This is a genomic window from Sphingobium sp. D43FB, from assembly GCF_002312805.1.
Lineage (GTDB): Bacteria > Pseudomonadota > Alphaproteobacteria > Sphingomonadales > Sphingomonadaceae > Sphingobium.
Genome location: NZ_NMUA01000003.1, coordinates 1 through 12,932, shown reverse-complemented (window position 1 = coordinate 12,932; position 12,932 = coordinate 1). Strand labels below are relative to the sequence as shown.

The window sequence follows — 12,932 nt, the reverse complement described above, 5'->3', positions numbered from 1 at the left end:
GTTCAGATCACCCAGTTGCCGGCATCGGCATCGTTCGGTTTCAGGGTCAGGTCGGGGCGCACGGTCGGCCCCAGCGCGCGGATGCGGTCCTTGATATGGGCGGGGCGCACGCCATCCTCGGTGATGGTCGCATCGATGACATAAGCGCCCACGACGCGCAGCGCCGCTTCCTCGGCGCGGGCGAGATCGTCGCCCTGCGCGCCGACATCGGCGGCATCGCCCACCTGGCGCGACCAGCCGTCGCCCGCCCACCAGATGACGTCGCCCGACGCCAGATCATTACCCGTCAAAATCTTCACGAACGCATCTCCGCCCCATTACTCTGTCTTTGTGCCCAGCCGACCAGCACGTCTCGCGCCAGCGCATGGCTCGCCACATCGCCGACCACGATCAGCGCGGGGCTGATCACGGCTTCGCGCTCCACCATATCGCCCAAGTCGGCGAGCAGGGTGCGCAGCGTGCGCATGTCGGCGCGGGTGCCATTTTCCAGCACCGCGACCGGGAGGCCCGGCGATACGCCATCGGCGATCAGTTTGTCGGCAATCTGCGCGGCGGTCGCCACGCCCATATAGATGACGAGCGTGCGGCCCTTGCCCGCTAGGCCCGACCAGTCCTGATCGGTCAATCCCTTGCACTGGCCCGCGACGAAGGTCACGGCGCTCGACGCATCGCGGTGGGTCAGCGGCAATTGCGCCTGCGCGGCGGCACCGATGGCGGCGCTGATGCCGGGCACGACTTCGACCGGCACGCCCGCTGCGCGGCAGGCATCGACTTCCTCGCCACCACGGCCGAAGATGAAGGGATCGCCGCCTTTCAAGCGCACCACCGCTTCGCCCGCCAGCGCGCAGCGCACGAGCAGCGCGTTGATCGCGTCCTGCGGCATCGAATGGCGGCTGCGCTGCTTGGCGACGGAGATGAGTTCGGCATCGGGGGAGGCGAGCGCGAGAATCTCGTCCGACACCAGCCCGTCATGCACGATCAACCGCGCGTCGCGGATCAGGCGCACGGCCTTGATCGTCAGCAGTTCCGGGTCGCCCGGACCCGCGCCCACCAGGTGGACGGTAGCAGGTGAAGTGTCAGCCATGCTTGCCATGTGGCCAAAGCGCGGGGGGAGTTCAATTCAGAATGCATATGGGCGGGGGTAGGAAATGTTTTGGCGGGGGCACCGCTCAGTCGCCCATCGCGCTGATGTCAATGTCCTTGAGGCCCACGCCGATCGCGGCGCGGGGGGTTTCTATTTCCGCCGACACGACCGGATAGGCGCAATAATCTGCCGCATAATAGGCCGTGGGCCGGTGGTTGCCCGAAATGCCGACACCGCCGAACGGGGCGGCGGAGGAGGCGCCGTTGGTCGGGCGGTTCCAGTTGATGACGCCTGCGCGGACATTGGCCCAGAATTGATTATAGTGATCGGGCGATCCGCCGATCAGCGAAGCGGACAGTCCATAGCGGCTGCTATTGGCCTGCGCGATCGCATCGCTGAACTCGGCGACGCGGACGACCTGGAGCAGCGGGCCGAACAGTTCGACATCGGGCGGTTCGGCCATAGCGGTCACGTCGATGATCGCGGGGCTGAGGAAGGGCAGCCCCTTTTTGGGGCGGACCATATGTTTGATCGGCTTGCCGCCATTGCTCATCAGCCAGAGGAAACTTTCGGTCAGTCCGTCGGCGGTCGCATTGTCGATGACTGGCCCCATATAGGGCGTCGGGTTGGCATGGGGGTGATCGACGATCAGCCGGTCGGCCAGTTTCTTGACCTCCGCTATGAACCTTTCCGCGATGTTGTCCTTGACGATCAGGCGGCTGGCGGCGGTGCAGCGCTGGCCGCTGCTCAGGAAGGCGGACTGGACGACGAGCACGGCGGCGGCATTGATTTCGGGCGTGTCCCAGACGACGATGGGGTTGTTGCCGCCCATTTCCAGCGCCAGGATCTTGGATGGCTGGGCCGCGAACTGGCGGTTGATCGCGATGCCGGTCTGGGCCGACCCGGTGAACAGGATGCCGCCGACATCGGGATGGGCGGCGAGCGCCTTGCCCGTGTCCGCGCCGCCGAGCAGCAGGCGCAGGACGTCGAACGGGACGCCTGCCTCATGATAGAGTTTGACCAGCATCTCGCCGACCGCCGGGGTCTTTTCGGACGGCTTGACGACGACCGCATTGCCCGCCAGCAGCGCGGGGATGATATGGCCATTGGGTAGGTGCGCGGGGAGGTTATAGGGGCCAAGCACCGCCATTACGCCATGCGGCTTGTGCCGGACCGACTGGCGCGCACCCAAGGCCGCTTCCAGCCGCTTCTGGCCGGTTCGCTCCGAATAGGCGGCGACCGAGATATCGACCTTGGCCATCACGGCGGCGACTTCGGCATGGGCGTCCCATAACGGCTTGCCGGTTTCGCGCGCGATGAGGTCCGCCAGCGCATCCTCGTTCCGGCGCACGACATTGACGAAGCGGCGCAGCGTTTCGATGCGCACCGCGATGGGCTGCGCCGCCCAGCGCGGCCAGGCGGCACGGGCACGCGCGACCTCCGCCTCCACGTCGCCCGCCTCACCCTGCCAAAGCAGGACGCCGGTGGCGGGTTCATAGGACGTGAGCGGCGTGGTCATAGGACGCTGATATGGGGCATAAAGGTTAAGGAAGGAAGGGCTGCGGACAGCGATCCGGACAATGTCGGGCGGAAGGCTGATTGTAATCTAAAGTTGACAATCCATGCTTTTCGCTGTAAGGATGCAGAGTGATTGAAATTCGTCGCACGGCATTTTTCGACATCTGGCTGAACGGTATGCGCGACATTGCCGGAAAAGCCCGCATCATCAAAAGGCTTGAGCGTGCCCAGCAAGGCAATCTCGGCGACATAGCCCCGGTTGGCGAGGGTGTGATGGAGATGCGGCTCTTTTTTGGGCCGGGCTATCGTATCTATTTCGTGCAGCGAGGCGACACATTGGTAATTCTGCTATGTGGTGGCGATAAATCCTCGCAGCCGAATGATATTGAACGGGCCAAAGCGATGGCAAAGGAGATTGAGTGATGGCGATCGAGACCCAAATCTGGGATGCCGCTGACTATCTCAAGACGCCAGCGGATATCGCCGCCTATCTCGATGCCTCTCTGGAGGACGGCACGGCGGAGGACATACGCACGGCGCTGGGCACCATTGCCCGCGCGCGGGGCATGACCGCACTGGCGCGTGAAACCGGGCTGACTCGTGAAGCACTGTATAAGGCGCTCGGAGAACAGGGTAATCCAACGCTGGACACGCTGCTCAAGGTGACCAAGGCGCTGGGCGTCCGATTGGCCATCGCGGCGTAATCGACGCCTCACCGGCTACCTGCCATGCGCCTCGCCCATGCGGCGGATGGCGGCGACCTTCACGCGGAGCGGTGTCCAGTCGTCATTCTCGGCGATCGCCGCCCAGATCGCTTCGACTTCTTCGATATGCATGGAGCAGGGTTGTGGGTCGGCCCAATAAACATGGTCCTTTGCGCCGGGCACCGCACCGAAGCCGCTGATGGCGGCGCGGAATTCGCCCCAGGCGGCGTCGCTATAATCGGTGCCGATCCGTGCGGTGCCGCCGCGCCAGTCGTGGAAGAAGCGGTCGATGGGGGTGGCGGTGGTGATCATGGCGCGGACGGCGGATTGGATCATGGCGTCGCTGTCTTCGCCGGGGATGACGCCCAGCCGCCAGCAGAAGCGGCGTGCCATGGCCTGGCCGTAGAGGGCGGGAAAGCGTTCGAGCTGTGCGATCAGCGGTTCGGCCTCGACCAGCGCGCGGAGCGAGACGGCGAGTTGGGCAACGTCCCAATGGATCGCTTCGGCCTGGCGGCCAAAAGCGTACAAGCCCTGATGGTCGAAATAGGCGGCGGTGAAGCCTGCGTCCCACAAGGGGGTGAAGCGCCAGGGGCCATAGTCGAAACTTTCGCCGGTGACGTTGATATTGTCGCTGTTGAGGACGCCATGGACGAAGCCTGCGATCATATAGCTGGCGGCGAGATCGGCGGTGCGTTCGACCACGCGGCCCAGCAGCTGCGCAGGGGGATTGTCGCCGGGCGTTTCGCCATACAGATGCGTAAGCGCATAGTCGGTCAGGCGGGTGAGCAGTTGTTGGTCTTCGTGGAAGGCGGCGCGCTGGAACGTGCCGATGCGGATATGCGAGTGGGACAGACGCACCATCGCTGCGCCGCGCGTGGGCGAGGGTTCGTCGTTGCGCTCCAGCGCTTCGCCGGTTTCGATGATGGAGAAGGTGCGCGAGGTGGGGACGCCCAGCGCTTCGAGCATTTCGGTCGCCAATATCTCGCGCACGCCACCCTTGAGCGTCAACCGCCCGTCGCCCGACCGACTATGGGGCGTCCGCCCGGTGCCTTTGGTGCCGAGGTCCATCAGCCGGTCGGCCTCGTCGCGCAGTTGGGCGAACAGGAAGCCGCGGCCGTCGCCGATGTCGGGATTATAATGGCGGAACTGGTGGCCGTGATAGCGCAGCGCCAGCGGACGGGGCAGCGACCCATCGAGGGGTTCGAAACGGCCGAAATGGGCGATCCATTGGTCGTCGGTCAGGCCATCGAGGCCCACCGATGCGGCGGCCCTGTCGTTGCGATAGCGCAGGATGGTCTGGGGAAAGTCCGCTGCCCCTACGGGATCGGCGATGTCGGGCATCAGCGTGTCGATTTGGCGCGCGGGGCGAAATTTGGCGGGTTGCGGCGTCTGGCTCATAAGGTGATATGGGGGTGGCAAGGCGGAAGGATCAAGTTTGAGCGTGTATAACGACGGATATTGGTGGTCCCCCGACGGCCTGCGGCTCCATTATCGCGATTATGCCGGGGGTGGCGATGGACGGCCGCCCTTGCTCTGCCTGCCGGGGCTGACCCGCAATGCGCGCGATTTCGAGCCGCTTGCCGCGCGGCTGGCAGGCGAATGGCGGCTCATCTGTCCCGACATGCGCGGGCGCGCCGAAAGCGCCTATGCCAAGGATGCGATGACCTATGTGCCGCTGACCTATATGCAGGATATCAGCCGCTTGCTCGCGGACCTCGCCATCACCCGGTTCGTGGCGGTCGGCACGTCGCTGGGCGGCATCATCACCATGTTGATGGCCGCGACCCATCGCGAATGGCTGGCGGGCGCGCTGCTCAACGATGTCGGGCCAGCGCTGGAGGAAGAGGGGCTGGCGCGCATCCGCACCTATGTTGGCGTCAACCAGTCGCATCCGACCTGGGTCCATGCCGCGCGCGCGCTGGCGGATGCCAATGGTGATGTCTATCCCGGCTATGACCTGCAAGCCTGGCTGGCGATGGCCAAGCGGCTCTATCGCCTCAATAGCGGCGGGCGGATCGTGCTGGATTATGACATGAAGGTCGCCGAACCGATCCGCGCCATGGGCACCGAGGCGGGGGTCGATATGTGGCCGGTGATGAAGGCTTTTTCCGGTATGCCGACACTGCTGCTGCGCGGCGAACGGTCGGACCTGCTGGGCGCGGCGACGGCGCAGCGGATGGCGGCGGAGATCGGGCCGGGGGCGGAACTGGTGACCGTGCCGGGCGTCGGCCATGCGCCGGTGCTGGACGAGCCGGAGAGCGTCGCCGCGATCGACCGGCTGCTGGCGCGGGTGCTGCATGGCTGATCGACCTCACATCCTGCACGTCCATGGCAGTTTCAATCTGGGCGGCAAGGAGGCGCGCGCCGTCCAGCTCATGAACATCTGGGGTGACAAGGCGCGGCACAGTATCGTCAGCGCCGATCCCGACGCGGTGGGCGCGCGGGCGGCGATCGACCCCGGTGTTGCGGTCGATTTCCCCGATGGGCCGTCCTTTGCGGGTAAGCCGGGGCTGGCGCGCTACAGGGTCATCACCGCTTTCCTCAAGCGGTTCGATCTGATCCTCACCTATAATTGGGGGTCGATGGATGCGGTGATGGCGCATCGGCTAGCCGGGGCGTCGGCGGGCCTGCCGCCGCTGATCCACCACGAAGACGGCTTCAACGCCGACGAAGCCGTGCGGCTCAAGACCAAGCGCAACCTGTTTCGCCGCCTCGCGCTGCAGCGGTCGCATGGGATGGTGGTGCCTTCGGTGCGGTTGGAGACGCTCGCGCGCACGGTCTGGAAACAGCCCGCGCATAAAGTGCATCTGATCCGCAACGGCATCGATGTCGCGCGCTATGCGCCACCGCCTGCGCCGGATGCGATTCCCGGTCTGCGCCGGTCGCCGGGCAAATTGCTGGTGGGGACGCTGGCGGGGCTGCGACCGGTCAAGAATATCCCCCGGCTGGTGCGCGCCGTCGCCGCGCACAAGGACCGGTTGCAACTGGTGGTGGTGGGCGAAGGCCCGGAACATGACGCTATCCTGGCGGAAGCGGCGCGGCAGGGGATGGGCGACATCCATATGGCGGGCTTCATGGACCGGCCCTGGCGCTTCGTCGGCTTGTTCGACATTTTCGCTTTGTCGTCGGACAGTGAGCAATTTCCGATCTCGCTGGTGGAGGCGATGGCGGCGGGCGTGCCGGTTGCGTCGATGGATGTGGGCGATGTCGCCAATATGGTCGCGACCGCGAACCAGCCTTATGTCGTGGCCGACGAAGTCGGGCTGGCCGATGCGCTGGGCGCGCTGGCGGCGGATGCGGATCTGCGGGCTACCCTGGGGGCGGCCAATCGCGACCGCGCAACCCGCGACTATGCCGAAAAAACAATGGTTGCCGCCTATGCTGCATTATATGGAGAGGCTCTGGCCAGCCCCCGGATTTTGCTTTAAGGGCCGCGCCTATTCGTCAAGAGCCGTCAGGGCTGTGTTGGGATCGCATATTCCCGGTCGACCGGCCGGGCCTTTTTGTCGCAGGAGATTTTGGTGTTCAAGGGGTTGAAGCCTATCGTCTATGGTGGCCGCGAAGTCTGGCCGCTGGTCGAAGGCGGCAAGGGCGTTGCGGTGTCCAACCATGCGAGTTCCGGTGCCTGGGCGGCGGCTGGTGGCATCGGCACGGTGTCCGCCGTCAATGCCGACAGCTATGACAGTTTCGGCAATGTCATCCCCCAAATCTATCACGGCCGCACCCGCCGCGACCGCCATGAAGAATTGGTCGCTTATGCGATCGACGGCGCGGTCGAACAGGTCAAGCGCGCCTATGAGATTGCCGATGGCCGCGGCGCGATCAACATCAACGTGCTGTGGGAAATGGGCGGGGCGCAGCGCATCCTGCATGGCGTGCTGGAAAAGACCAAGGGGATGGTCGCGGGCGTGACCTGCGGCGCGGGCATGCCCTATAAACTGTCCGAAATCGCCGCATCCTATGGTGTCAGCTATCTGCCGATCGTCTCGTCCGGTCGCGCGTTCCGCGCGCTGTGGAAGCGGTCATACTCCAAGGCGTCGGAATGGCTGGCGGCGGTGGTCTATGAAGATCCCTGGCTGGCGGGCGGGCATAACGGCCTGTCCAACGCCGAAGATCCCAAAGTGCCGCAAGACCCTTATCCCCGCGTCAAGGCGCTGCGAGATACGATGCGCGAGGGCGGCATTTCGGACGAGGTGCCGATCGTGATGGCGGGCGGCGTGTGGGCGCTCAAGGACTGGAACGACTGGATCGACAATCCTGAATTGGGGACGATCGCTTTCCAGTTTGGCACGCGCCCGCTGCTGACGCAGGAAAGCCCGATCCCGCAGGATTGGAAGGATCTCCTGACCCAGCTAAACCCCGGCGACATTTTGCTGCACAAATTTTCGCCAACCGGCTTCTACAGCTCGGCGGTGCGCAATCCCTTCCTGCGCCAGTTGGAAGCGCGGTCGGAACGGCAGATCCCGTTCAGCACCGAGCAGGCGGGCGACCATACCCATCAGCTCGACGTGGGCGTGAAGGGCAAGAATTTCTGGGTGACGCTGGGCGACCTCAATCGTGCGCGCGAATGGGTGGGGCAGGGCTTTACCGCCGCGCTCAAGACGCCGGACAATACGCTGGTGTTCGTCGGCGACAGCGAGAAGTCGATGATCCGCAAGGATCAGACCGATTGCATGGGCTGCCTGAGCCATTGTTCCTTCTCGTCCTGGATGGACAGCGAGACCAATTCGACCGGGCGGCTGGCCGATCCGCGCAGCTTCTGCATTCAAAAGGCGCTGCAGGAAGCGGTGCATGGCGGCGACCTGGACAAGAATCTCGTCTTCGCCGGCCATGGCGCCTATAAGTTCAAGCAAGACCCCTTCTACTCCAATGGCTTCGTGCCGACCGTCAAGCAGCTGGTCGACCGTATCCTGACGGGCGATTGATGGCGGATATTCAGGGCCTGGCCGTGCTGCGTTACGACACGCCGCATTTCGACGTCGAACGGCCGGGCCAGTTCGTGGTCTGCGCCGTATCGGGCGCGCGGATCGACCTGGACGAGCTGAAATATTGGAGTGCGGAGTTTCAGGAAGCCTATCGCGGCCCGGAGGAAGCGACTCGCGCTTTCCTGAAACATCGCGGGCCGGATTTCCGGTAGGTTTCCGCAAGCTGGCGGGTGCGGCCGGATGGGACCGCTACCAAATGACGTCAAGAGGGGCGGAATGTTGGTTCACCCCGCCGATAGGGCGGTTGGCCGCAACTTTCCTGTTCCGATACGGTAAAAACTGATGTAATCTTTCCTCAGAGGCGACGCAGAGCGCCCGGCTAGTGGAAGGATGTGTTTCGATGTCTCGTATTGACGTCTTCGGTGATCGTATCTGTATCGTGTCCAGCCTGCTCATCATGGGCTGGTTCCTCTACAACACGATCTTCTGACCCCGGCGGATCGCCGCTTTATCGGTCATGCCTAATTACCGATGCAGCGCGCCTGTGTCTGCCTGCCCTTTCGGGTAAGTCGGATCGAGAGTGTCGCGCGCCTATATAGCGTCATACGCCAAATAGGACAGGAGACGCAATGTTCAGCCACATCATGGTCGGTGCCAATGATATCGAGGCATCGAAAGCCTTTTACGATGCGACGATGGCAGTGCTGGAGGCCAAGCCGGGCATGATCGATCCAAAGGGCCGTGTCGTATATATGCATGACGGCGCATTGTTCATGGTGACAAAGCCGATCGACGGTGCCCCGGCCTGTTCGGCCAATGGCGGCACGATCGGTTTCACCATGGCCTCGCCCGAACAGGCGGACGCATGGCATGCGGCGGGCGTCGCGGCGGGCGGCACGGCCTGCGAAGATCCGCCGGGCGTCCGTGAGAGCCCTTTTGGCAAATTATACCTCGCCTATCTGCGCGATCCCGCCGGTAATAAGCTTTGCGGTATGCACCGCATCGGCTGATTGCGCTTGGCGTTGTAGCGGCGGTTCAGGGCAGGCCGGTTACCGGCACGGCCTGCACTACCTCCGCCTCGAAACTGGCGATGGGATAGGCGCAATAATCAGCGGCATAATAGGCGCTGGGGCGGTGATTGCCCGACGCGCCAAGGCCGCCAAAGGGCATATTGCCCGCCGCGCCCGTGGTCGGGCGGTTGCGGTTGAGGACGCCCGCCCGGCTTTCCTCCACCATCCGCTGCCATAGCTGGTCATCCTGCGCAATCAGCCCCGCCGACAGGCCGAAGCTGGTCGCGTTGGCGGCGGCAATGGCGGCGTTGAAGTCGGGGACGCGCACGATCGACAGGACCGGCGCGAAAATCTCCGCATCGGGCGTATCCACGCCGGTCACGTCGAGCAAGGCGGGCGTGACGAAGGCCGCGCTGCGGCCCTCCACCCCGCCGAACGGACGGATGACCCGCGCGCCACGCGCTAGCAGGTCGCTGACGGCGCGATGGGCACCGGCAGCGGCGGCGTCCGACACCAGCGGTCCCATGAAGGCGTCGCCCGCTTCGTTCCAGGCGGCGATCGGCAAGCGCGCGGCCATGGCGTCGACCGCCTCGACGATCGCGTCGCCGGTCGCCCCTTCGGGCACGATCAGGCGGCGGGCGCAGGAGCAGCGCTGGCCGGTGGTGATGAAAGCGGAATTGACGATGATCGAGGCGGCGGCCTCCGGGCTGTCCCACGCGATCAACGGATTATTGCCGCCCAGTTCCAACGCCATGATGACATGGGGCCGATCGACCAGCGCGCGGCGCAGGGCTGCGCCAGCCCCTGCCGATCCGGTAAAGAGCAATCCATCTATGTCGCCCGCGACCAGCGCTTCGCCCGTGGCGCGGCCACCCTGAACGACGGTCAGCAAGCCGTCCGGCAAGCCCGCAGCGGCCCAGGCATCGGCCATCGCCGCGCCGGTGGCAGGCGTGATTTCCGATGGCTTGAAGACGATGGCATTGCCCGCGATCAGGGCGGGGACGATATGGCCGTTGGGCAAATGGCCAGGGAAATTATAGGGGCCAAGCACCGCCATCACGCCATGGCCGCGATGGCGCAGCACGGCGCGACCAAAGGGCATGGCGGCGGCACGCTCGCCGGTGCGCTCGGCATGGGCCGCGATCGAGACATCGACCTTGGCGATCATCGACCCCACTTCGGCGTCGCTTTCCCACAACAGCTTGCCGGTTTCGCGCGAGATAAGTTCCGCCAGCGCAGCGCGCCGTTCGGCGAGCACCCCAGCATAGCGGCGCACCACAGCGATGCGATCCTCCACGGGCAGCGCGCGCCAAGCGGGCAGGGCGGCGCGGGCGGTGGCGATCGCGCGATGGCAGGCGGCGGCATCGGCGACCGGGCCTTCCCAGACGAGGGCGCGGGAGGCGGGATCGAAGGATTGCAACATGGCGGTCATGCTCCTGCGCGCGTCATGGCGAAAATGCCGGTGGCGTTGCCGGTGTCGAAGGCGAGGTCGAGTTGACCTGTCGCCGGGTCGATGTCGCGGCTGATGAACTCGAAGAAGGAGCCGGGGACGGCGCGGACTTGCCCATCGGCAAAGCTCCGCTCGACGCTATCGGCGCGCAAGGCGGTCTGGCGCACGCGGCCGGTGGCGGAGATTTCGAGCCGGTCCTTGATCGGGTGATTGGCGGCGCGCAGGCAATCGGCCAAGGCGGCGACATCGGCGACCCGGTCGGTGGCGTGGTTGAAGGCATTGCCCTCGGTCGCAATCCAGGCGGCTTCGTTGGAGCGGGACAGCAGCAATTGATAGTCGGCAAAATCGGGCGCGTCATGCTGACGGTCGAAAGCCGAGAGGATGGTGGGCAGCGCCGCCACGGCGTCGGCGAAGGACACGGACCGGCCCGCCGCAAAATCGTCCAGCACCGCCAGCGCTTGCGCATCGAGCGGATCGCGCGAGGTGCCGAACACCCGCGCGGCGGTGTGGGCAAAGTCGGCATCGAAGCGGTCGACATGCAGTTCGGACAGGAAGAATTGCGGGATGGCGTCGGGATGGTCGGCATGGGTGTAGGCGCGGCCGGTCATTTTCAGCCGGTCGAGCGGATAGACGGTGGCCATGCGATAGCCGAGCGGCACGAAGATGCGGGTGAAGGCGTCCTCGCCGCCAGGCAGCGCGCCTGTCGGGCCTTCGGGCAGGCGGATGGTGCGGAGCGCGCCATGGTCGAAACTGATCCGGCGGCCCTGCGCCAGCGTATCGGCGACATAGGCCGCGCCGCTTGGCACGCGCCGCAACAGATTGTCGAACAGCGAAACGTTCATAGCCATGGCGAAGGCGGCGCGCGTCACGGTGGGGCCGCGCTCGGCCAGCAGGGCAGGGGCGATATGCAGCGCGTCGAGCGCCTTTTGGCCATCCGCGTCGCCCAGCACGGCTCTGGTCAGGGCGGCAATGACAGGCATATTCTCATTCGACATGGATAGGCTCCCGGTGACACAGCCAGTATCGCAGGATAGGATGGGTGATGCAAACGGGGAGCCTTCATCAGTTGATGCGATTTTGGAATGAGTGAGGGGCGCAAATGGCTGCCGCCGATGACCGCGCTGGCCAGTTTCGAGGCGGCGGCGCGGCATGAGAGTTTCTCGCGCGCAGGCGACGAGATCGGCCTGACCCAGAGCGCGGTCAGTCGGCAGATCGCCTTGCTGGAAGACCTGATTCAAGCGCCGCTGTTCGACCGGATCGGGCGGCGGGTGCGGCTCAATGAGGCGGGGCGCGCCTATGCCGTACAACTCGGGCCCGCGCTTGATGGCATCCGGCGCGCGACCCGCGCGGCGGCGCAGCGGCGGGCGGGATCGGCGTTGCGGATCGCGACGTTGCCCAGTTTCGGGATGCGCTGGCTCGCGCCGCGCCTGCCGCATCTGAGTGCGCGGCATCCGCAACTGGTGGTGGATTTCGCGGCGCGCTCGGAGCCGTTCGATTTTGCGCAGGAGGATTTCGACGCCGCGATCCATTTCGGCTTGCCGCAGGAATGGCCGGGCGTGGCGATGGATTTCCTGTTTCGCGAGGATGTCGTGCCGGTCTGTGCGCCGGGCTGGCTGGCGGCGCATCCGTTGCGCGCACCCGTCGACTTGCTGGGCGCGCCGCTGCTCAGCCAAAGTTCGCGGCGCGATGCCTGGCCGCGCTGGTTCGCCGCGGCGGGGGTGGATGCGGCCGCGCTGCACCCCGGCCCGACATTCGAACATTTCCTGATGCTGGCGCAGGCGGCGGCGGCAGGCGCGGGTGTGGCGCTGATCCCCAGCTTCCTGATCCAGCCGGAACTGGAAGCGGGCACGCTCGTCATCCCCTTCGCCCGCCCCTTGTCGAGCGAACGGGCCTATTATCTGGCCTATCCACTCGATGCGCTGGCCACCCCCGCCGTCGCGCAGTTTCGGGCGTGGATGCTGGCGCAGGCGGGGTAGGGCGCAGGGTTATAGCAACGCTCGATGAGGATGACTTGTCTCCCCTCCCCTGCGGGGAGGGGTCGGGGGAGGGGGAGCGAGGCGAAGCCGAGCGTCAACACTGGCGGCAGCACACCCCCACCCAACCTCCCCCTCAAGGGCAGGGCTATCGCATATGACCAAGCATTGAGAGAAGGAATGCATCGTTCCAGCCCGCCCGTTTGATTTTGCCTTTGATTGATCCCTTGTCCGGGTGGGTTCTCAAGATGTTGAGCGCAAGTTTCCT

14 protein-coding genes and 1 pseudogene are annotated in these 12,932 nt (G+C 65.3%); 8 read left to right on the top strand and 7 right to left on the bottom strand.

Annotated features, from left to right (window positions below):
* Positions 1-2 precede the first annotated feature (2 nt).
* From SxD43FB_RS03575 to astD (SxD43FB_RS03565), 3 genes are all read right to left on the bottom strand, one after another.
* On the bottom strand, positions 3-299 hold the full coding sequence (locus SxD43FB_RS03575) for a DUF2849 domain-containing protein (protein WP_096061028.1): 297 nt from the start codon (positions 297-299) through the stop codon (positions 3-5).
* Complete coding sequence (gene cobA, locus SxD43FB_RS03570) at positions 296-1,084, bottom strand: uroporphyrinogen-III C-methyltransferase (protein ID WP_096061201.1); 789 nt, start codon at positions 1,082-1,084, stop codon at positions 296-298. Before cobA ends, SxD43FB_RS03575 begins: the two co-directional genes overlap by 4 nt.
* A gap of 85 nt (positions 1,085-1,169) precedes the next feature.
* The gene (gene astD / locus SxD43FB_RS03565) at positions 1,170-2,603 is read right to left on the bottom strand and encodes a succinylglutamate-semialdehyde dehydrogenase (protein ID WP_096061027.1); all 1,434 of its coding nucleotides are present in this window, start codon (positions 2,601-2,603) and stop codon (positions 1,170-1,172) included.
* Between the two features lie 128 nt (positions 2,604-2,731).
* Between astD (SxD43FB_RS03565) and SxD43FB_RS03560 the strand changes: the two genes are divergently transcribed.
* Both SxD43FB_RS03560 and SxD43FB_RS03555 read left to right on the top strand, forming a co-directional pair.
* On the top strand, positions 2,732-3,025 hold the full coding sequence (locus tag SxD43FB_RS03560; protein ID WP_096061026.1) for a type II toxin-antitoxin system RelE/ParE family toxin: 294 nt from the start codon (positions 2,732-2,734) through the stop codon (positions 3,023-3,025).
* The gene (locus tag SxD43FB_RS03555; protein WP_096061025.1) at positions 3,025-3,306 is read left to right on the top strand and encodes an addiction module antidote protein; all 282 of its coding nucleotides are present in this window, start codon (positions 3,025-3,027) and stop codon (positions 3,304-3,306) included. The genes SxD43FB_RS03560 and SxD43FB_RS03555 overlap by 1 nt, the downstream gene beginning before the upstream one ends.
* Before the next feature lie 15 nt (positions 3,307-3,321).
* On the opposite strand, the gene SxD43FB_RS03550 is transcribed toward SxD43FB_RS03555, so the two are convergent.
* Positions 3,322-4,704, bottom strand: a complete 1,383-nt coding sequence (locus SxD43FB_RS03550; protein WP_096061024.1) for a YdiU family protein — start codon at positions 4,702-4,704, stop codon at positions 3,322-3,324.
* Positions 4,705-4,741: 37 nt separating this feature from the next.
* On the opposite strand from SxD43FB_RS03550, the gene SxD43FB_RS03545 reads away from it, so the two are divergent.
* The 5 genes from SxD43FB_RS03545 to SxD43FB_RS03525 all read left to right on the top strand — a co-directional run bounded on the left by SxD43FB_RS03545 (position 4,742) and on the right by SxD43FB_RS03525 (position 9,241).
* Positions 4,742-5,611, top strand: a complete 870-nt coding sequence (locus tag SxD43FB_RS03545) for an alpha/beta hydrolase (protein ID WP_096061023.1) — start codon at positions 4,742-4,744, stop codon at positions 5,609-5,611.
* Positions 5,604-6,734, top strand: a complete 1,131-nt coding sequence (locus SxD43FB_RS03540; protein WP_096061022.1) for a glycosyltransferase — start codon at positions 5,604-5,606, stop codon at positions 6,732-6,734. The genes SxD43FB_RS03545 and SxD43FB_RS03540 overlap by 8 nt, the downstream gene beginning before the upstream one ends.
* A 93-nt stretch (positions 6,735-6,827) precedes the next feature.
* Positions 6,828-8,231, top strand: a complete 1,404-nt coding sequence (locus SxD43FB_RS03535) for a nitronate monooxygenase (protein ID WP_096061200.1) — start codon at positions 6,828-6,830, stop codon at positions 8,229-8,231.
* Positions 8,231-8,443, top strand: coding sequence for a DUF2093 domain-containing protein (locus SxD43FB_RS03530; RefSeq protein ID WP_037473334.1), 213 nt, complete (start codon positions 8,231-8,233; stop codon positions 8,441-8,443). The genes SxD43FB_RS03535 and SxD43FB_RS03530 overlap by 1 nt, the downstream gene beginning before the upstream one ends.
* Before the next feature lie 417 nt (positions 8,444-8,860).
* Positions 8,861-9,241, top strand: a complete 381-nt coding sequence (locus SxD43FB_RS03525; protein ID WP_096061021.1) for a VOC family protein — start codon at positions 8,861-8,863, stop codon at positions 9,239-9,241.
* A 25-nt stretch (positions 9,242-9,266) separates the two neighbouring features.
* Here SxD43FB_RS03525 and astD (SxD43FB_RS03520) read toward each other — a convergent pair whose 3' ends face one another.
* Complete coding sequence (astD, locus tag SxD43FB_RS03520) at positions 9,267-10,673, bottom strand: succinylglutamate-semialdehyde dehydrogenase (RefSeq protein ID WP_096061020.1); 1,407 nt, start codon at positions 10,671-10,673, stop codon at positions 9,267-9,269.
* Positions 10,670-11,686, bottom strand: a complete 1,017-nt coding sequence (locus SxD43FB_RS03515) for a DUF1338 family protein (protein WP_096061019.1) — start codon at positions 11,684-11,686, stop codon at positions 10,670-10,672. Before SxD43FB_RS03515 ends, astD (SxD43FB_RS03520) begins: the two co-directional genes overlap by 4 nt.
* An 87-nt stretch (positions 11,687-11,773) precedes the next feature.
* Here SxD43FB_RS03515 and gcvA point away from each other — a divergent pair, with 87 nt between their 5' ends.
* A complete protein-coding gene (gcvA, locus tag SxD43FB_RS03510; protein WP_096061018.1) occupies positions 11,774-12,667 on the top strand; it encodes a transcriptional regulator GcvA in 894 nt (297 codons plus the stop codon).
* Between the two features lie 145 nt (positions 12,668-12,812).
* Here the strand turns inward: gcvA and SxD43FB_RS25800 are convergent.
* Positions 12,813-12,932: pseudogene (locus SxD43FB_RS25800) on the bottom strand (ISAs1 family transposase); the annotation flags it as partial.

Excerpts from the sequence above, each read along its gene's own strand:
- cobA (WP_096061201.1), bottom strand. The coding sequence starts at position 1,084 with ATGGCTGACACTTCACCTGCTACCGTCCACCTGGTGGGCGCGGGTCCG.
- astD (WP_096061027.1), bottom strand. The coding sequence starts at position 2,603 with ATGACCACGCCGCTCACGTCCTATGAACCCGCCACCGGCGTCCTGCTT.
- SxD43FB_RS03555 (WP_096061025.1), top strand. The coding sequence starts at position 3,025 with ATGGCGATCGAGACCCAAATCTGGGATGCCGCTGACTATCTCAAGACG.
- SxD43FB_RS03550 (WP_096061024.1), bottom strand. The coding sequence starts at position 4,704 with ATGAGCCAGACGCCGCAACCCGCCAAATTTCGCCCCGCGCGCCAAATC.
- SxD43FB_RS03540 (WP_096061022.1), top strand. The coding sequence starts at position 5,604 with ATGGCTGATCGACCTCACATCCTGCACGTCCATGGCAGTTTCAATCTG.
- SxD43FB_RS03530 (WP_037473334.1), top strand. The coding sequence starts at position 8,231 with ATGGCGGATATTCAGGGCCTGGCCGTGCTGCGTTACGACACGCCGCAT.
- SxD43FB_RS03525 (WP_096061021.1), top strand. The coding sequence starts at position 8,861 with ATGTTCAGCCACATCATGGTCGGTGCCAATGATATCGAGGCATCGAAA.
- astD (WP_096061020.1), bottom strand. The coding sequence starts at position 10,673 with ATGACCGCCATGTTGCAATCCTTCGATCCCGCCTCCCGCGCCCTCGTC.
- SxD43FB_RS03515 (WP_096061019.1), bottom strand. The coding sequence starts at position 11,686 with ATGTCGAATGAGAATATGCCTGTCATTGCCGCCCTGACCAGAGCCGTG.
- gcvA (WP_096061018.1), top strand. The coding sequence starts at position 11,774 with ATGAGTGAGGGGCGCAAATGGCTGCCGCCGATGACCGCGCTGGCCAGT.